Source organism: Sediminicola luteus, assembly GCF_002514735.1.
In the GTDB taxonomy this organism is placed as follows: Bacteria; Bacteroidota; Bacteroidia; order Flavobacteriales; family Flavobacteriaceae; genus HQA918.
The window spans coordinates 1,114,081-1,135,691 of sequence record NZ_NBWU01000001.1 but is presented as its reverse complement, the minus strand read 5'-3'; the positions used below and the strand labels follow the sequence as shown (position 1 = coordinate 1,135,691).

Annotated in this window: 6 protein-coding genes; 1 reads left to right on the top strand and 5 read right to left on the bottom strand. The window is 43.8% G+C overall.

Annotated features, from left to right (window positions below):
• Positions 1 to 120: 120 nt before the first annotated feature.
• The 3 genes from B7P33_RS11545 to B7P33_RS11535 all read right to left on the bottom strand — a co-directional run bounded on the left by B7P33_RS11545 (position 121) and on the right by B7P33_RS11535 (position 16,860).
• Positions 121 to 11,964 carry a T9SS type B sorting domain-containing protein gene (locus B7P33_RS11545; protein ID WP_097442115.1) on the bottom strand — a complete coding sequence of 3,948 codons (11,844 nt, stop codon included), beginning with the start codon at positions 11,962 to 11,964 and terminating at the stop codon, positions 121 to 123.
• A gap of 562 nt (positions 11,965 to 12,526) precedes the next feature.
• The gene (locus tag B7P33_RS11540; protein WP_097442114.1) at positions 12,527 to 14,605 is read right to left on the bottom strand and encodes a PorP/SprF family type IX secretion system membrane protein; all 2,079 of its coding nucleotides are present in this window, start codon (positions 14,603 to 14,605) and stop codon (positions 12,527 to 12,529) included.
• Complete coding sequence (locus B7P33_RS11535; RefSeq protein ID WP_097442322.1) at positions 14,605 to 16,860, bottom strand: T9SS type B sorting domain-containing protein; 2,256 nt, start codon at positions 16,858 to 16,860, stop codon at positions 14,605 to 14,607. Before B7P33_RS11535 ends, B7P33_RS11540 begins: the two co-directional genes overlap by 1 nt.
• Positions 16,861 to 17,079: 219 nt before the next feature.
• Here B7P33_RS11535 and B7P33_RS11530 point away from each other — a divergent pair, with 219 nt between their 5' ends.
• Positions 17,080 to 18,759 (top strand): glutamine--tRNA ligase/YqeY domain fusion protein, encoded by a 1,680-nt coding sequence (locus B7P33_RS11530; RefSeq protein ID WP_097442113.1) that lies wholly within the window; start codon positions 17,080 to 17,082, stop codon positions 18,757 to 18,759.
• A 271-nt stretch (positions 18,760 to 19,030) separates the two neighbouring features.
• Here B7P33_RS11530 and B7P33_RS11525 read toward each other — a convergent pair whose 3' ends face one another.
• Both B7P33_RS11525 and gltX read right to left on the bottom strand, forming a co-directional pair.
• Entirely contained in the window at positions 19,031 to 19,963 is a 933-nt protein-coding gene (locus tag B7P33_RS11525; protein WP_097442112.1) for an SPFH domain-containing protein, read from the bottom strand.
• 87 nt (positions 19,964 to 20,050) lie between these two features.
• A complete protein-coding gene (gene gltX, locus B7P33_RS11520; protein ID WP_097442111.1) occupies positions 20,051 to 21,562 on the bottom strand; it encodes a glutamate--tRNA ligase in 1,512 nt (503 codons plus the stop codon).
• Between the last annotated feature and the right edge of the window lie 49 nt (positions 21,563 to 21,611).

Sequence of the window (21,611 nt, the reverse complement as noted above, 5' to 3'; positions counted from 1 at the left end):
TTTTGGCAAAAATAATAAGAGTTCGTCTTTAGAAATGAAAAAGGCCCATGAAAATAGGGCCTTTTTACTGCTAACTGTATTTAAGTAAATGGTAAGATTTCAACGTATTTGTTATTACTATTATCGGTATAGGGTAAAGTGACCTACAAATTCTCGGTCGTCTTCTTCGCCATTAAGTTTAACCACATACCAATAATCGCCAGTTGGCATTTTAGTATCTTGATAAAGACCTTCCCAGCCCGAATCGTCGCGACCCATGGTATGTACACAGCGTCCGAAACGATCGTAAACCTTTACGATAATATTAGCATGGGGTTCCATGTGTAAGGGTTTCCAAACATCATTTTCACCATCGTGGTTCGGGGTAAAGAAATTTGGAAATTCAATATCGAAGAACTCTACGAAAATACTGACCTGGGTCTCACAACCCAAGGCATCGCGAACGGTAAGTACATGGGTAGCGGTTTCTTTGATAAGAAATACGGGCTCGGCCTGGAAAGGTCCATCGTTCAGTGCGTAACTGTAATCTGGACTTCCGCCTGTGGCCGTTAGGGTTATTTCATTGATATTGGTGTTTTCTGCACTTAAACCTAGGGCTTCAAAAGAATCGACCTCAAAATCGACACTTTGAACACAACCATTGCTATGGGCAATAGTCAGGAAATGTGTTCCTGCTGTCAAGTTTTCAAAATCAGGTACCAACACCATTTCCGATGGGTCTGTGGTATCTAGGCCGTACATTACTTCGGTAGCTACCGACACATCCAAAAGACGAACACTCATACGGTTTGTAGGTAGCACGCCAGTACAGCTATATACAGGCACTACTTCGGCATCTAAGTTAACACCGGGGTTTACGGTTAGTGCTATATTGGCTTCACAATTATTGGCATCGCGCACGAAAATGACGTAGGTGCCGCCGGCCAGATCGTTGAATTGGAGACGGTCGTCTACAAAATCGGCTTCATTATTACTGTTTATAGCGGTACGATAGGGTGCGGTACCCCCATTGATCTGTACTTGGATTAGACCATTGGCGTCGCCTGCGCAGATTTCGGCTTGTGCGTCTCCTGTAATAACCAATTCTTCGGGTTGGGTAATCTCTATTTCGAGGCTTGCAAAACAACCATTACTGTCTTGTGCGATTACGGTATAAGTACCCACATCAAGGTTTTCAAAGACCGATTCATCATCGAATTGATCTAGATTTGGTGAGATGGCGTATTGATAGTTTCCTGATCCACCGCTTAGGTTTAGTTCAATACGGCCATCAGCGGCATCGAAACAGCTAATTTGCGTGGTGTTTTCGGTTAATTCCAAGGGCAGTGGATCTTCTATTACCGTGGGACCAGAATCGGCAACACAGTCACCACTCAATACTTTTACGTAGTAGGTATAGGCGGCCAAGCCTTGGAATATTCCTGTGGTATTGCTTTGTAGGACCGATCCACTAAGGGAAGCATCGGTATAGAGTTCGTAACTATAGTCTCCCATACCACCATCTGCGGTAGCGTGTAGCGTTGCGGTGGCATCTCCGGCACAGCCCAAAACAGCTGCCGAATCATCGATACTTATAGTAAGGGGTCGTAATTCGGTTTCAGAAATTTGGTTAGATAATATGGGTTCGCAACCATTAACATCGCGTACATAATATCTAAAGTCGCCATCGCGTACTGTAAACGTATGGGTATTACCCCCATTCATTGGGGTAAAGTTAATACCATCTTCACTGTACTCGTAACCCCCGCCTGGGTTGGCACCACCGTTTGCCGTTAATGTTAATTCGGCATCTGTATGGCAACTCAATGGACTGGTACGCACCAAGCTTGCCACCACCTCGTTCGGATTAACGATTTCAATGGGCCCTACTTCGGTTTCACATAGGGCATCGTCTATCATGGTAATACTGTAATAACCAGCGGTAAGATTATAAAAGGTATTTGACAATTGACTTACCGAAGTTTGATCTATTTGAGTACCGGCGGTATTCCATCGATTAAGATAATAGCGTACGGTACCTGTGGGTGTAGAACTGATATTGGCACTTAAAATGGCATTGGTTCCTCCAAAACAAATCAAGGGGGTATCAATATTCAGACTGGCCACTATGGCTTCCGGTAATGCTAAGGTTTCTATAGCGTTCTGTGTAATACTACAACCAGCATTATCTACTACCTCAACATCATAAGTACCTGCACTTAAGCCATTAAAATTTGAGGCATATACATCGGTTTGTGTTGTGGTAAAACTTCCAGAAGAGAGGGTTATGGTATAAGGGGCTATACCTCCTTGCGGTTCTATGAACAGTACACCTTGGTCGTTCGAACATTGCACATTGGCCATTTGTTGTCCGGTTACCGTAAGCGGTGCATCGGGTCCGGTAATGGTAATATTACGCGATTCGGTACAGCTGGGATAGTTTTGTTGAACCATTTCTACCCTATAGGTACCCACTTCGAGCATAATTCCGGTAATTTGGGTACTGGCCAAATCGGTTCCGGAATAAACCACTGCACCCAAAGCATCGTAAACGGTCCAGTCTACATTGCCTGTATAGGCCGTGTTGAACATTTCGAAACTAATCTCACCACTTTGGGTACCATGACAAACCACATCCGATATTTTGTCTATTTCAATATCGAAGGTATCTGGTGCGTTTACGGTATGGTACACCGTAGTAGAACAACCAGTTAGTACATTGGTTACGCTAAATGCATGGTTACCTTCGGGCAGGTTGGCGAATATACCATTGGTATTGGTTTCCAATGGACTGGAACCGATCCAAGTAAAACTATAATCGTGTGGCCCTACCGAAGAGTCTGTTATAGATCCATGGGCGGTAATAGTAATACGTTCTGTACTTTGGATACAGGAGATACGGTCGGCCGGATCTAGGTTTATGGTCGGTGTCAAGAGCAGATCCATGGCCGGAATGCTGGCCGTGGTGGTGCCCATACAACCTTTATCGTCATATACATTGATGGTAAAAGTACCACCGGCGGTATCCAAAACATTGAATACCGAATTAGACCCATTTTGAAGGCTGGTGTTACTGGCATCCAAAAATTCGTAGCGTAGGTAGTTACCGCTACCGCCAGTTACGGTATTTACTTGTATTTGTGCCAAACCTGGCGTATTGCCCGAACTACAGGTAAACGGAATGAGTCCGACCCCGGTTATTTGGATCTCTGGAACATCGTTTATGGTGATAACCGGTGAATCTTGCGGACAACCGTTGGTGCCTATGGCCCTAACGATATAGTCGCCCGGTGCCAAATCGCTAAAGGTTTGTATGGCCAGATTTTCAGTAAAATTAGCCGGTGGCACCAAGGTGTTGCCCACATCGTTATAGCGTAGTTCATAAGTGAGCGGACTTACCGAATTACTGGTTTCGGTCCATGAAATGGTACCATCTTCGGCATTGAAACAAGTCTCATCGGTCTTGCTAAGGCTAAAGTTAGGAACTTCGGGTACGGGTAGGTTTACGGTAAATACCCTTGGCGGACAAGCCGGAAGGTTTTTATCGTAAACGCTGATAACATGATTCCCGCTAGCCAAGGTTTGGTAATCAAAAGCCGGACTGGTTGGGAAATCGGCGCGGGCAACGGTAGAAGCACCACTTATCTCGTATTCATAATCGCCAGAACCAGCCAAAGCTTCTATATGAATAGTTGCTGGTTGTGAAGTATAGGTTGGCCCAACACCACAAGACAACTGTTGGGTTAAGGTAGTTTGGGCAGAAAGTACCGGATAGGCCAGAATACTTGCCGCAGGCGATATACAACCGTTACCGTCTATTACATAAACATCCCAATCGCCAGGGCTTACATTGCTAAATATACCCCCATTAGCTTCAAAAGAAGTCGGTATGGGTGCGGCATCGGGCACTAGGGCATAGCGAAGCGGTCCGGTTGCCGAGTTACCCACAGCTGTAATTTCAATGGTTCCGCTACAATTTGCTGCCGTTACGCTGGTAATCGTCGGACTTGGTGTTAAGGTCATGGATACCGTTGGAGCGGTTACCACACTACAATTATTACCACTGGTATCATTAACCTGAATCGTATAGGTACCCGCTGGTGAACCGGCAGGAATGGCAATGGGGTTTTGAACAATATTGCTAATGGTCGTAAATGTTGGTGGCCCGGTTATGGTAAAAGTATAACTACCATTACCTCCATTAAGATTGGACATTTGAATGAGTCCGGGTTGGTTACAACTAATGTTTCTTAGTACCGAGGCATTAGCCGTCATTTCGGGTAATTCGTTAACAAAATTGTTTTCACTGGCACTAATACAGGTTTCCGTATCGCTACCATCTATCATGGTTACTTGTAAAAAGTAGTCTTCTGTGGCAAGACCGGTAAAGTTTAAGGTATTTACAAAAGCGGTTCTACCACCAGTGGTTGCCGTTTGACCCGGGCCTGTACTTACTTGTAGTGGTGTAGCTACCCCAACTTGATAAAACTCCCAACGCATTTGGGGTTCTGCCACATCGGGGGCAATGGAGTAACTTATTTCACCATTCGCCAATCCGTCGCAACTATCGGTAATGGTAGGTGTAATCAAAATAGGCATTTGGTTGTTGTCAATAATCAATTGACTAACATTCACATTACTTTGGCGTGTACATCCGGGGTCTACGCCTGCTGTTAAATCTTGACCATCTCGTACATAAAACACATACGTCTTACCCGGAATTAGGTTGGTAAAGGTATAGGGTACACCTGCGGCTTGGGCGGGTGTCCAAGTCGCTGTATTGGGATCAAAATTGGTTGGATCTTCGCTATAGGTATAGGTATAGTTCGGGTTTCCGGCTGTTCCTAGAACGGTTACTTGTAAGTCGTTACAGTTTACTACCAAGGTAGAGATACTGATATCTAAATCATCTAAAGGAAATTCGAGCGTATATCTTGGAAAATCCAATCTACAAAGCGTATTGCTACTACCATCTACGGTTCTAATAGAAGGGAATATGGCATTACCCGAGGTTACGGTAAAGAATTCCTCATCCGTTTGCCAGGTGGTTCCTGCATCTATACTGTATTCTAGGGTACTACCCGCTGGGGCAGTAACGGCTTGGAACTCAAATCCTGTGGCCATACCACAACTTGAAGGAAGTATGGTATGCAGATTTGCCGATAATGCTACCGGGTCGGGCATGTTAATATTTGTCTCGGTCAGGGTACAGCCTATGCTATTGCTTACCCGTATATCGTAGTTGGTCCCGCCGTTTAAATTGGCGAACAATTGGGTTAGTGCACTGATATTGGATACGGTTTCGATTACGGCACCCCCAGCAAAGGAAACCTCATATTCAAAGGGTCCTATTTGGGCTATTTCGGCCGGGCTAAGGGTTATGGCACTGGTATTTTGAAGTTGTATTTCAATGCTTCCGGTTTCCCCATTACAATTCGGGGCATTCACGGTATAGGCCATTTCCCATTCCACGGCAGCTGAAATAACCAAATCTTGAACTATAACCTCGCAATGGTTGGTATTGCCATTATCGTCCCGTACGTATACGTCATAGGTACCTGCAAGGGCGTTGGTAATACTTACCACATTATTCGTTGGGCTAAAATCTGTTGGTGATGGGCTTATTCCATCATTTACCACCGCATAGGTATACGCACCTTTTCCGCCAGAGGCATTAATGGTGATGTTACCATCGGTTTGTACCCCATCACAATATGTAGGATGCGTTAGCTGTGTATCTACCACCAATTGGGTGGGTACCACAACATTGGTATCTGAATCTTCACAACCTGAAGCGTCTCGTACACTAACCACATAAGTATCATTGGCCAAATTGGTAAAGGTATAGCTTGCCGCTGCCGGGCTTGGGGTAATCCATGGCCCAGTGTTCAGTCTGTATTGATAGCCACCGTTACCACTGTTAACCGTTATAGTAATACTACCATCGTTAGCACCCGAATAGCAAGCCGAGGGCACGGCATCAAAGGTAACTGGATCGGTTGGGTTTAATGTAATCAAAGCCGATTGGGCTTCACAAGAATTACCTGGAACGTAGCGGGCATCTCGTATTAAAATGCGATAAGTTCCGGGGTCTAGGTTATTGAATATTGGTCCAGTAGGGTTAGGGAAGGCTACCAAGGTAGTTCCTAAATCGTCTTGTAAACTATATTCATAGGGTGGTGTACCGCCAAAATCGGTAGCGGGTGCCAGCGGGATGGCTTCCAATATACCTTTATCCGTACAACTTACCTCCCTATTGATCTGTGCAGCTACTTGTAAAGATGGGGTTTGGTTTACGGTTGGGTTTAGTAATACGTCGCAGTCTGCACTACCCATATTACGAATAATCAAATTATAAGCGCCCGCACTAAGGGTTGCCGGAGTAGTAAAGGGAGAGGTAGTATGTGGCCCGTTCCAAGTGGTACCATTATCGAAGGAGTATTCAAAGCCATTAACGGAATCGAAGTTAGCTACGGTAAATGTTACCGAACCTCCCCCATTATCGCATCCGGCATCGGTAACGCTTACGAGTTGGGCGTCAAAGCCCCTACCCGCTTCAATTGTAATAGGAAAATCGATGTCTTGCCAGCAGCTTTGGGGTAGTTGACGTACCATTATATCGTCTATGGCCACGTCGTTACCGAAGTTCCCGATTTTTTCAGAAATAATGACAAAATCTAATGAGGTATTAACTCCTGGGTCCAAAGTAAAGGAATAGGTATGCCAAACATCATCTTTGGGTATATTATTGGTACGTACCTCACCCACTACTGTTGTGGTATTTGGTATACGGGCTTGGACTACCAAGTCTGGTCTAAGGCCTGTAGAACCACTTTGTAAAAGATTTATGGCGGCCAAGGATATTTCTAAAGGTTGATTGGGTAATATATCACTGATGGATTTTTTGTAAATAACTTGTCCGGGTTGAGGCGAACCAATATTGATTACCAAATAACGGCCGTTGGGGTCGTTTGCGGTATGGTCTGTAGGACGTAACCATTGGCCAAAAGGATATTCTATGTATGAAGTAACCGAATATTCATAATCATTGATATGTGCGCCTGGACCCACTTGATCTTCAAAAGTATAGCCTAGGGTTTCCGGACTTTCAATGTTGGGTCCGGTACCAAAGGTATCCAATAGCAATACACTATAATCTAAATCGTTTAAACGGTAAGAAGCTGTAAACGTATGATTACCTACGGGTACATTGCTAAAGTTGGGGTCGGCCGGATCAGGGCTATTCTCCATACCATTTCTGGCATACCTATATTCATAAGTAGGTTGGTCGTTGCTAAAACTAACATTACCTGTTCCATCGCAATTGTAGGTTATTGTAGGTGTTATGTTAGGTACGGTGGGTAAAACCGGTGTGGTAACGTTGATTTGCAATTCACAGCCAGCTGCGTCTTGCGCGACCATAACATAGTTACCTGGGGGCATTAATCTTTCCGTATCTGTGGTAAAATTAAGTCCGCCGTCATAACTAAAACTATAGGGTGCCGTACCCCCGTTTACATTGGTGAAACGTACTATCGATTGGCCATCGGCCCTACAGGTAGCATCCTGAATGACAGTAGCATTGGCCGTAAAGTTTTTACCGCCTGGTATTTCGAAACTTTCGCCACTGGCACAGGTTCCGGAATCGATTACCAATACGTCGTAAGTACCTGAGGTAAGGTTGGTAAAAGTCGGTGAATTTTGAAAGGTAGTCCCACCATCGATACTGTATTGATAGGGTGCCGTACCCCCATTGGCGGTTAGACTGATAACCCCTGAACCACCCCCACAACTTGCTGGGGTATCTAAACTTATGGCATGGGATAGATCGCCTAGATCGGTTATGGTCACTGGGTTGGATATGGCATAACACAGATTGCTATCTACGGCTACAAAGGTATAGTTACCTTCATCGCCTCGGGCTACGTTAAAAACAGGATTGGTCTGCCAATCGGCACTAGGTACGTTGGTTACCCCACCTGGGTAAACATCGGTACCGTTTATACTCCAAATGGCATAACGAATTTGCGGAAAAGTACTTAAATCACCACCTAAACCGGTCAGGGTTATTTGGGCGTCTGAACAATCTATATTTTTGTTTACTACTGCAGAAACACTGATGGGAACCACTGTAGAGACCAAGGAGTAGGTTTGTGTTTCTTCGCAACCATCTTCGGTTTTACCTACGATTACATAGTTACCAAAATTTAGATTGTCAAAGGTATAGTTGTTAGAAACACTGGCAGTTTCGGTATCGATTAAGGTGCCCGCCGAGCCGCTACCATTATCGGTATATAGCTCAAAAGTATAATTAGGGTTAAGGTTGTTTATGGTCACTTCTATAGAAGAATTGCCATCACAGGTATCGATATTACCCTGAACCTGCATATCCATCGGTCTTTCCTCGATTTGGATATTAGGGGTTTCAAAAATACAAGCGTCGGTTATCGGTGTATTATCCAGTGGATTCAGCTGGGTAATCTGGACTTTATACGTACCGGCTGTTCCTATGGTAAAGTTAGGGCCGTTTTGCGCTGAATAGGGTACTAAAATAGCCTGTGAAACGGCATTTACCAATTGATACCCATAACCAGAACCGATTCCGGTGATGTTAATATAACCATCATTACCACAAAGCATGTCTTGGCTATCATGGCCAAAATTGAGTTCGTTTCTAAAGACGTCGAAATAGGAACGACTACTACAGCCGTTGGCATCGGTGATTACCACACGAAATTTTCCGGGGTCGTTTGCGGTATAACTACTTCCTGCAGCGACTTGGTTCCAAGTACATGCCGAATTGGTATTCGGACAATTCAGTGAAGCCGCTCCACAACTACTTTCATCCAGTTTTTCCCAATGCACGGTTGCGGTACCGCTTACCGTAAGATCTAACAATTGGGTATCGGCCGAACCACATAGAAAAATGCGGGCCAGTTCCGAACCGTCTACACTACATTGAACGATTTCGCCTGAATAATCGTTGTTGGGGTCGCTATCAGCATTGAGTGCCCTAAGGTAATCTACGATGAGGTCGGTGGTATTATCGAAAGGGGTAACATTGAATATTTCTAAGAAGGTGGCACAACCGGCCCCATTCGATTTTCGAACCATATACGTACCGGCATTGGTAACGGTCATGGTACTGGCATCGTTGTCTGGGTCACCGTCGTTTAGCGGGCTGTCGCTGCCATCAATTTGATTGTTTCCGTTTTGATCTTGAAACCACTCATAATTGGTGTACCCAGTTTCGGCCTGTAGTAGTAGGTCGGATCCACAAATTTGAAGATCGTGGGTTTCGCTACCATCAAGGCTTGCACTAAATCCGGCGAGGGTGATATAAGCACCGTCGGGTAGATTGGCATGTGATATATTCACCCTTCCGTTGGCATCTAAAGGTGCCGTATAATGGGTTGTAGAAAAGTTTGGGTTGTTAGATACGAATACACTCCATTGCGTATCAAAACCATCAAATTGTAAATGAATTTCTTGTGAGAAATTTGTTTTTTGTACCTGCCATTCCCTGCCAATACGTACGTTATAATGGGGGGGTCTACTTGCTGGCAATTCATTGGTTTGGAATGAAATGTCATCTCCATTATTTGCAAAAGTAGCGAAGACAAGATCATCGGTTCCTGGTGTACCTACATTTGTACGGGAAGCCTCTTGGTTGGGATTTGTAAAATCAGTTGAAGTCGAGGCCGTTAAAATGGTACAACTATTTACCGATTTCGATATTTTTTGATGTAATTCTGAATTATCATCGCGGCCTATACCGAAAATATCATGGTTATAATTCCCGGCCTGGGTAGCATTCCACATAAAGACATTTTCATTACTACTTACATAGTTTTGAGCGTTGGTTTGGTCTAAGGTTATACCATATTTAAGAGCTAAATAAGATGAAATGGATAACCTGGAATCATTCTGGTTGAGGTGGTTCTGTGGGTAAACGATTATTTCGAGGATGTCCCCAATAAAATTTCTTTCTTGAAAAACATTACCGGCCGTGTATTTACCGATACCAAAATCACCACTGGCGGCCATTATGTTATTACCAAGGGTAGTTGTAATTAAATTGGCATTATTGGTAAAACCTCCGGATCCGTTCAAGGCAGCACCCGTAGAATTTCCCCCGATATAAGTTAAACTAACCACAGAAGGTTCGGTAGTAGCTGCTGCAGGTGTCACAGCTGGTACCATCCCATTGGAATCTAAATGATATCCGAGGTTTGAATTTGAGTAGAATTCTTTACGATCACTCGAGAACACCGTATAATAGGGATGAACATGGTTGTTATGTGAGGTATTGAGCGCAATGATATAGGCGGTTAATTCTCCATCCCAATTGTTAGCCGGGGCATGGCCCAACAAGCCGGTGTGGCCTTCCATAAATTGGACCGAAGGGTTAAAGTTTACCACATTTTGCTGTAAGGTAATAAGGTTAGAAGGAGCCGTTGAAGCTTGTGTGGTGATACTGGTATTGCCACTAACATCGGCCCATGAGTTTACTTCATTTCCGATTAAGGTTAATGAATTGGTTTGATTTGCTTTTACCCATAAGGCCGCTCCAGGTATAGCCGCTGGCCCTTGTTTATAATTGGTGAATAATCCGTTACCATCAACACCCGACTCAGCACTATCACAACTACTAGTGGCGCAATTAAGACCTCCCGCGCCAGGTTCATTTCGAATTATGGTATTGGTTGGGGGTGGATCATAGGCAAAATATAGGGCTCCTAAGCCCCCACCGCCACCACCACCATGTTTGGCACCCGATAAAACGTGGCCACCATTACCCCCAGACGCGCTAATGGTCATGGGGCAAACGGCATTAATTGTCCAATTTCTTACATCTAAAACTATTGTACCCCCGGCACCCCCCCCGGCTTGGCCATCATTCCCGTGGTTTGTAGAATGTCCGCCATCGGCTAATATTTGTCCGCCGGTGCATCCGTTAGGGGTTATAATGGACTCTGCTTTCACGTAAATGATGCCCCCACCATTACCAGGTGTCCCACTTTGCAGGTTATTATCTTCCCCGGCGCCCGCGCCACCGCCAAAGAATAATTTGGTAGGTGTGTTGGTATATTGGTTAGTCAAACCTATACCACCGTGTCCTCCGGCATGTTGTGTTCCACAACTCCACCCAGGGCCGGAAGGGCCTCCTGCGGTAAAATTGCCACCGCCACCGCCACCACCATTATGGCTACTACCCCCACCGCCACCGGTGAGAATTTTGGCCCTACCGGCAGCGAAATTCGGGTCGGTATCTTTGTAGATGCCTTCACCTTTATCGGCAATAATGGCGCCTGTGGTGGTAATATATACTGATGGTTGACAAAAGGAGCTAGATCCAGAATTTGGCATGGCTCCCCGAAAGCCTTGAACACTTACGTCTATATTATGGGCCAGGTTTAGGGTTCCTACCTCGAAGGCTACAATACCCCCTTTGTCGCCATCCCAGGCTTGGGCTGTAATATTGGCGGTGGTGGTATAATTGTTCCCTAGGTTTGGGAAAGTAACTATCTGTAATGTACTGTTAGGCCCGGTATTATAGTTGTTTAGTAACGGACTACTTAGTGTTATACTTTGTGGTAATCCCCCGGTTTCGGTATGGGTTGCAATGGTCACAAATTCAAATAATCCGGCGGATTGTATATCAGCTAAATCCCCGAAATTGACATCGTTATTGGTGTTGGTACCTATAACATCGTCTTGGGTTTGGATTATAAGAATGGTTTCCCCGTCTTCGAAGGTGTCAAAGGTTTCATCGACCGAAGAAACAAAAAGGGTTTGGGCCGATATGCCGTCTACTTTGGCATAACCGTTTACTTGTTGTGCCCAAAGGGATGTAAATAATAAAGTACTTATCCATAGAAAAAAGAAAAGTCCCAATTGCATAGGTTTACCCCTATGATAATGGGTCTTTTTAAGAATGATGTGGCATTTTTGTCGGAGTACTGTAGAAATGGGATTCATCATTAATGCTTGGTTATGCGGTCAAAAGACCGGTGTGTTAAACCTGTTGGTACCGGTCAAAGTTTCGGGTAAAGCAAAAATGGTATTTAGAATTTGTACGTAAAATCTTATGTTGTAGGAAAAAACCTCAGTGTTGTAAAGCTGCTGATCTTTGTGGTTTAGTAGGAAATAACTTATATTATAATCGATTTATCCATGTATTTGGTCGGTGATATTTTGTGGGTTAGATACCTATGAAAAAGGTTTTAATGGGGATTGTGATAGCCTGGAGCTATGATTAAAAAGACGAGTTATCTGTTTTCAACGGTAACTAAATTGATATTGGGAAGGTATACCCAAGGAAGTCGTTGGCCAATTTCGTTTCTATGCCATGTTAACGATTTTACGTTTAGGTGGCATTTAGTTGATGGCTGAGGTGTATCGTACTGGTTTTTAAAAGTATGTTATATCAGTGCTTCGTATTTACTAAAATACCAATTGGAATATTAATTAATGGCGTCACAAAAAAAACGCCAAGGTTATTTAGAACCTTAGCGTTTGGGGCTATGTAGGGTTTAGTTTGGTTTTAGACTATATGATCGGAGGTAACGCGCATGATCCACATATCTTGGTCATAACTATTGTTCAGTTTGGAGTAGTATGACATTAAGGCGTTATTCCAACTTTCATGTTTTTTAATGTAAACGTAGCGGTAGTTGTTCTTTGGATTGATAAAGTACGAAGCACTTAATCCTTGTTGGTTCAATACCTTAACAAAGCGGTTCGCATTACGCGGATTGGCGAAAACGTTCGCAATAATATAGAAGCCGGAAGCTACCCCATCGAGTTCCATTGGGGTGGCCACAGGTCGCTTTTGAACGGCTACCTTATCGCGGCTAACCACATTTTTTTGAAGATTGTCGGTATCGTACGAAGCGGCTTTAGTTTTGAGTTTATCGGTATTGGCGGCATAAGCTTCCTCGGCGTAGCGGGTATTGGAGGTACCGACTTCCATGATCCAAAGTTTATCGCCATAGTTACCATTCAATTGGCTTTCGGCGGCCGATAGTGCGTCTTGGTAATTATCGAACTTATCTAGGTATACGTATTTGAGTCCGTTGTTGGTATTGTCAATATAGTCGGCTTCAAAGCCTTGGGCACGCATTTTATCCATGAACTTATTCATGTATTGTTTGCCTTTGTACACATTGGCCACTACATAATAACCTTCGGCAACCCCGTCTAAGTTTTTGAATTTTCGTCTTTTAATACCAGAGGTGGCCGTACGGTCTTGAGTTTGGGTTTTGGTCTTTTTAAGGGCGTTACGGTTAGTAGTTACGGCCGTATTGTTTTCCTTGAGTATACTGCTTAGATTTTCCGTTTCAGGTATACCTGCATTACTATTGGGCTGAGGTGTAAGTGAACTTCCAGATTTGTCATTGTTCACATAATACATCTGACGTGCTTTTTCCTCTAGATCGGGTCGATTGCCCCCGGTTTCGGCACGTACCATACGCATAATCTGTTCAAAACGACGCTCTAAATCAGAATTTCGGCTGTTTTCAATAGAGTCTTGTTTTAAGATATGCTCATCTAACAAAGAATTCGTACTCGCCAAGGCTTCTTCGAGTTCTTGTATACGTAGGTCTTTGTCGGTAAGTTCTTCTTTGATTTCCTCGGTTTGGGCCAATTGCTCTTCTTGTTGTTCTTCCAACATTACGCGGTCTTCGGTAAGGGTTGGGGTAAAGGAGTACGCAAAAGATATTTCGTGGGTAACTCCGAAATTATCGAAATTACTACCCAGACCTTTTTCCATGGTATACCCTAACGAAAGGCGTTTTCCTAGGTTAAAACCAACGCCTGCAGCGGCGCCATAAAAGCTATCATAACCCCCTTGTACCCAACCGAGTTTAGGTAGGTCTAGAATAAGGCTTCCACCCAATACCACATCTTCGTCGCCTACTTTTCTAACGCGGGCTAGGGGCATTAAGCGGGCTCCTTCCATAATACCGCTTCCGTTATCAAACTGATGGGTATATTGCAAATGGGCCGAATAGGTTTTGTCTGCAAATTCGGTGGCCATTTCGCTGGTCTTAAGGTTGTAGTCTAGCAGGTTTTCTGCAAAAACCCCGAAATCGAATTTTCCGTAGGAGATATTGAAACCGGGTTGGAAAGACAATAGGTTTTGATCCTCAAAATTACTGAGGAAAGGATCGTCCTCAATTGTGTTTACCCTATTTTGGTCTAAGCCACTGTTGTAATAAGAGACATTGGCACCAAAGGTAAAATTACTTTTATCGTTCAGTTTTATGCCATAGGCGTAATTGGCCAATACCCCATAGTTGTTCAGTACACCTTCGCGTTGGGTATACAGGCTAAGACCCAAACCAGATCTATCACCGATACGACCACTATAACTTAGAAAATAGGTCTGGTTATTGTCTTTGAAGGATGTCGATTGGTTACGGTGGAATAGGTTTATATACGACTTGTCTTCCCGTACCGTGGAAAAGGTGGGATTGATCAAGAACCTGTTGAATTTTAGCAGGTTCTGTGAGGGTACGTCGTAGGGTACGAACGGGTTTTCTTCCTGGGCCCCGGCCAAATTAAGGCCTAGCGCGAAAAATAAGCACAGGAGTACGCTATATGGACTTGGGAACTTCATTATCTAATTACGGTTATGGTACCTTTTTTAAGGGTCTCGGTTGTGTTTTTAATGGTATAATAGAATACCATATTCTGTTTTGGGAATGCAGTACTGGACGAGGGCCAGTCGTTTTGATAATCGTTTTGGTTCAATACCTCGTCACCCAAATGGTTGTAAATGATTACGGTAACATCGGGATCGTTGGCATAGCTATTGGGTAAGATCCATTGGTCATTCAATCCGTCGCCATTGGCTGTAATCACATTCGGAATGCCAAAGGTATCCCTAAAAGATACCGTTAGGTTTCTTGTTACGGTACAACTGCCCGAGGTGGCCACCATACGGTAATCGCCTTCTAGACTAAGGGTAACACTGGGACCATTGGAAATTTGTTCGTTGGCACTGTTAAACCAGGCATAACTATCTGCCCCGCTTGCGGTAACGGTTTGTGAACTACCTTCTAGAATAACGACATTAGTATCTGAATCTAAAGTAACTTGGCTATCGTCAAAGTTGGTTATAACTACTTCGTTGCTATCAACCGTACAGCTGTCTTCGGTAATACGTAGCGTATAGGTACCGGGTTCTGTAGGGCTGTAATTGGGGCTAGAGGCATCTACTTGGGTACCATCGCGGAACCAACCAAAGGTCTTTCCGCCTAGAGCGGTATCGGTACTTAAAGTAATGGCATCACCGCCTTCACATAAAACCGTACTGGTAGCTGTTATGGTCAAAGTTTGGCCACTGCCTAAGGCCACGCCCAAGGTGTTTGACTGGGGTGTAAAACTGTCTAAGGTGGCCACTACCCTATAGTCGCCGTTATCGGCGGCATCAGATACGGTATGCGTTGCATTGGTGGCCCCAGCGACATTAACCCCATCTTTTTGCCATTGATAGCTGAACTGGGATTGCATTTGACTGGTAACATCACTAGGTGTACCACTACCGTCTACGGCTTCTATCAGGCTTATTTCTAAAGTGGCATCGCTACTGACACAGTTGGTAAAGTTTCCGTTGTAGGCAATGGTAATATCAAAAGAAGCGGGTAAACTCACCGTCATTACTTCAGAATCTTTCGTAGCACTGGCACAAGCCCCGCCACTGGTACCTACCCTAACGAAATAATCTCCGGCTTGTGTGGCATCAAAATTTGCATTTGTGGCCCCTGTTATGATGATGTTGTTTCGGTACCATTGATAAGTTGGGGAAGCTGCCGTGGTAGTTACCCCTAAATTGACCGAATCTCCGGGTAATAAGGAGAGTTGGGTACCTTGGTTTAAACTAATATCGAAATCTCCGGTATTGGTTATAGTAACTGCTGCCGATTCTTCGCGACAGGCGCCAGCCCCTGATATTTCTACGGTATAATCACCCGCAAAGCCCGTATTTGAGGCGTCTACGGTATAGGTATGGGCATCTACGGTTGGGCCAGCAACGGTAGTTCCATCTTTTTTCCAGGTATAGCTTAGTCCTTGTCCCGATACATTGGCTTCGAGTACTTGGGTTTCCCCGCTACATAAAGCCGTATTGGCTGGCGGGTTAATGGCGATACCGATTGTACTTCCATTGGTTACGGTTATTGAATTGGATAGGGTGTTGGCCGAACCCGAACATACAGGTCCGTAATCGATTTCAACCATATACATGCCGGTTTGAGATACGGTAATACTAGGGCCGGTTTCGGCAAGTACCGTACCGCTTCGTGTCCAACGGTAGGTATAGGTATCGGCATTGGGCACATTATGGGCGCCAATGGTTACGGCATTGCCATCACATATTTGGAGTTCTCCTCCTGGGGGAATGACGCCACTGGCGTCTTCACTAATCAATATGGAAGAGGTAAAGTCCATAAAATAGACGTTAAAAGCAGCAGTTTCAGGGCCAGTAATGGCCGGACTAGTAGACCGTACCCGGAACTTGTAACCACTGCCGCGCACCGTATTGGGTACGGCAAAGGAAAATGAAACGGCCAAGTCTAGATTATCATCACTAACTTTGGCCAATTCCGTGGCACTGCTAAAGTCACCCGTAGCGTCTGATAGCTCTAAAATGAATTCATTATTGGAATTTACCAGAGGCGTACTCCAGCTAAAGTCCATAAAATATTCGTTAAAACTAGCGGAGGCACAGGCCGCGGACCAAGGTGAATTACCTGGTAGGTTGGGATTGTCGGCCGGAGTCGGTGCATTCAGGGTCTGTGCCCATGAATTGCCCAAACACCCTATAAACAAGGCTAGTAGGAGGCCGAAATGTGCGTTTTTTGGGTATGGCATTGCAACTTTTGGTTTTGCTTTTCGTCGAAGATCGTGGGATACGAAAAGGTCTGAAACCTTTTTATCAACAAAATTATCAACAACAAATTTGGCTTTTAATTGTAGGTGGATCAACTCTATGTTGTCGTAAAGGCTTTTTTTGTTGTGAAATGGGATTATTGCAAGGTCAAGGTTAGGGTACCCTACTTTTTTTCTACTTTTGCGGGGTAATTTTTAGCCATGGACAAGGAAGAAAAATCCCTGAATTTTATTGAGCATATCATCGAAGACGACCTGAAAAATGGGTATACCCCATCCGATTTACGTTTTCGTTTTCCACCCGAACCCAATGGGTATTTGCATGTGGGCCATGCCAGTTCCATTTGTTTAAATTTTGGTCTGGGTCTTAGATACAAGGCGCCTGTGAACCTTAGGTTCGACGATACTAATCCGGCCAAGGAAGAGCAGGAATTCGTAGATGCCATTAAAATGGATGTAGAATGGTTGGGCTTTGAATGGGATAGGGAGTGTTATGCCTCCGATTATTTTCAGCAATTATATGATTGGGCCGAGTTACTGATAAACAAAGGTTTAGCCTATGTAGACGGACAATCATCTGAAGAAATGGCCGCCCAAAAAGGAACCCCTACCCAGGCTGGTACCAATAGTCCGTTTAGGAATACCACGGTAGAAGAGAATCTAGATCTTTTCCGTAGGATGAAAGCCGGGGAATTTGACGAAGGTAGTTATGTATTGCGTGCCAAAATCGATATGGCATCGCCCAATATGTTAATGCGCGACCCCGTAATTTATCGAATCTTAAAGAAATCGCATCATAGAACGGGCAATGATTGGTGTATTTACCCCATGTACGATTGGACTCATGGCGAAAGTGATTACCTAGAACAGATTTCGCATAGTTTATGTACCCTGGAATTTTTACCGCATAGGGAGTTGTATGATTGGTTTTTGAACCAATTGGTATCTTCTGATAAATTACGACCTAAACAACGTGAGTTTGCCCGTAGGAATTTAAGCCATACCGTAGTTAGCAAACGTAAGTTGGCCCGTTTGGTCGAAGACGGTGTGGTCACCGGATGGGACGATCCGCGTATGCCCACCATTAGTGGTATGCGCAGAAGGGGCTATCCGCCAGAAGCCATCCGTAATTTTGCCGATACTATTGGAATTGCCAAGCGCGAGAATGTAGTAGATGTTTCTTTGCTGGAATTTCATGTAAGGGATCACCTGAACAAAGTAGCCGATAGGTATATGGCGGTTTTAGATCCTTTAAAGGTGGTCATAACCAATTATCCGGAAGGCGAAACAGAATGGTTGGAAGCCGAGAATAATCCGGAAGATACCGATGCTGGAAGCCGAAAGCTGCCTTTAAGTCGTGAAATATTTATTGAAAAGGCCGATTTTAGGGAGGAGGCCAATAGAAAGTTCTTTCGTTTAAAGTTAGGGGGAGAGGTACGCTTAAAGAATGGCTATATTATTAAAGCCGAAAGCTGTGAAAAGGATGCCGAAGGTAATATAACCCAAGTAAATTGTACCTACGACCCCTTAAGCAAGAGTGGTAGTGGAACACCAGAGAGTTTGCGTAAAGTAAAAGGAACCTTACATTGGGTGAGCACGGATCATGCCGTAAAAGCCGAGGTTCGTATTTATGACCGATTGTTCAGTCATGAAAACCCAGATGGTGATAAGGAGGTTGATTTTATGGATTACGTTAACCCGGATTCTTTGGAAACCGTAACCGGATATTGCGAACCTGCCCTTCTGGATCTCGAAATCGGCAAACAAGTCCAGTTTCAACGAATGGGTTATTTTGTTCTGGATACCGATTCTAAAAAAGACCAATTGGTTTTTAATAAGACGGTAGGACTTCGAGATACTTGGGCAAAACTTAAAAACTAGGATAATAGATTTTAATAATCGAACCAATAATAAGTATCAATTTTTAATATACAATATAGCCTCGAAAGAAACGTTTTGCGGGGCTTTTACGTTTTTTAAACCGTATGGTATATGTATTGGTCTCAAATGGACTGAAAGAGGCTTAAATGGAGTATTTTGTTAAGGAAGGAAGTTCCACCGTGCTTTTCATGAAGACCACAGAATTTCATCAGTAAACAAAAAAATGTCCAGCGGAATACTGGACATTTTTGAAAATAGGAGGGAGGTAATTTTATTTATCCCCTTTTTCTTTTTTAGAATTTTTCATGGCCTCACCAATTTGGTTACTGGCCGTAAAAGAGGCTACCATATTATTCAGCATATCGCTACCTGCTTGCGGACTGTTTGGTAATAATATCAAATTGGTATTGGTTTCTTCACCTATAGATTGCAGGGTATCGTAATGTTGGGTAACTACGATCAAGGCAGAAGCCTCTTGCGAATTAATGCCTACCCGGTTCAACACCTCTACCGATTCTTCTAGTCCGCGTGCGATTTCCCTACGTTGGTCGGCGATACCCTGACCTTGTAAGCGTTTACTTTCGGCTTCGGCCTTGGCCTTTTCTACGATAAGAATACGTTGGGCATCCCCTTCGAATTGTGCGGCGATTTTTTCACGCTCCGAAGCATTGATTCGGTTCATGGCTTCTTTTACCTGGGAATCGGGATCAATATCGGTTACCAAGGTTTTGATAATATCGTAACCGTAGGCCAACATGGCTTCCTGTAGTTCACTTTTTACAGCAATGGCAATATCATCTTTTTTAACAAACACGTCGTCTAATTTCATTTTTGGAACCTCGGCACGAACCACATCAAAAACATAAGATGTAATTTGATCATGCGGATATTCCAACTTATAAAAAGCCTCATATACTTTATCACGGATGACAACATATTGTACGGATACCTTTAGTTTAACGAAAACATCGTCCAAGGTTTTGGTTTCGACGATAACATCGAGCTGTTGGATTTTTAGGCTCAGTCTTCCTGAAATACGATCTACAATCGGAATTTTCATTTGGAGTCCGGAATTACGAACGCTTTGGAATTTACCGAAGCGTTCTATTACGAATGCGGTTTGCTGCTTCACGATAAAGAATGAAGAAAGTAAAATAAAGAACCCAATAATGCCAATTGGGATTAAAGTAAAAAGGTTGTCCATAATCGTTGGTTTTATGAAACTAAGTTTCGGTTATCGTGGTACTGAGTTATTGGTAGTTAATTTTTAGGTTTCGTTACAATCCTGGGGTTAGGATGGATTCTCGCTTAAAGTAGTTATACCGTATTGCAATCGGTTTAATACCTCCTGTTTTCCAAGAACCGACATAATATCGAAAATGTGTGGGCCTTTCATATCGCCCACCATTAAAAGTCGCAAAGGTGGCATTACTTGTCCGAAACCATATTCATTATCCGAGATCCAAGCCTTGGTGTAGACCTCCAAGGGTTCCGAGTCAAAATTGTCCGCATTTTCAAAATGAACTAGTAATTGGTTCATTATAGTTGGGGTTTGTTCCTTCCATTGTTTTTTAGCAGGTTTCGCAGCAAATGTAGTGGGAGCTTGGAAGAAGTAATCCGATAAAGACCAAAGGTCGGTCACAAAATTGGCTCGCTCCTTGATCATGTCAATAATACAGGCTAGGGTAGTGGTATCGCTTTCAAATCCGTTAGCTTTTACAATGGGTTTAAAAGAATCGACCAAATCGGCAGTGGGTTTTTGCTGTAGATAATTATGGTTGAACCATTTATTTTTTTCGGGATCGAAACGCGCTCCGGATTTGTTTACCCGGGCCAAATCGAAGTGGGAACAAAGTTCTTCCAGACTGAATAATTCTTGTTCGGTACCGGGATTCCAACCTAAAAGGGCCAAAAAGTTGATCACCGCTTCCGGAAAATATCCATCTTCACGATAGCCCGCCGATTCTTTCCAAGCCAAGGGGAAAACTGGAAAACCTAGTTTTTCACCATCCCTTTTGCTCAATTTACCTTTACCAACTGGTTTCATAATCAATGGTAGGTGGGCAAACTGAGGGGAATCCCATCCGAAAGCTTCATACAATTTTACATGCAGGGCCAAGGAGGGTAGCCATTCTTCCCCACGGATTACATGGGAAATTTCCATAAGATGATCATCTACAATATTGGCCAAATGGTACGTTGGCATACCGTCTGATTTGTAAAGCACCTTATCATCCAAGGTTTCCGAAGGTACGGTTACGGTCCCGCGAATAAGATCTTGAAGTTTGATTTCAACAAAGGGCGTATGCTTAAATCGGATTACATAATCTTCCCCAGCGGCGATACGCGCCTCTATCTGGGCCATATCTTGAGTCAGGGAATTATCCAATTTTTCCCTATTGTGGTGGTTATAGATAAAGGTTTTTCCTTTTGCCTCATGATTTTTACGGTGGGCATCCAAGGCTTCGGCCGTATCAAAGGCATAATAGGCTTTACCTTGGGCTACCAATTGTAAAGCATAGTCTTTGTAAAGATGTTTGCGTTCGCTTTGTCTATAAGGGCCAAAACCACCGTCTTTTCCTGGGCCTTCATCAAACGGAATATTAAGCCAGTCCAATGATTCGGTTATATAAGATTCAGCACCTTCAACAAAACGTTTTTGATCGGTGTCTTCTATACGTAATACGAACGTACCGCCTTTATTTTTCGCAAATAAATAGTTGAACAATGCGGTACGCACGCCTCCGATGTGGAGTGGACCAGTTGGACTTGGGGCGAATCTTACCCGAACATTTTGGGCCATAAGGTTTCTTTTTTTGGCAAAGATACGCGGTAGTTGAAAATGTCATGGG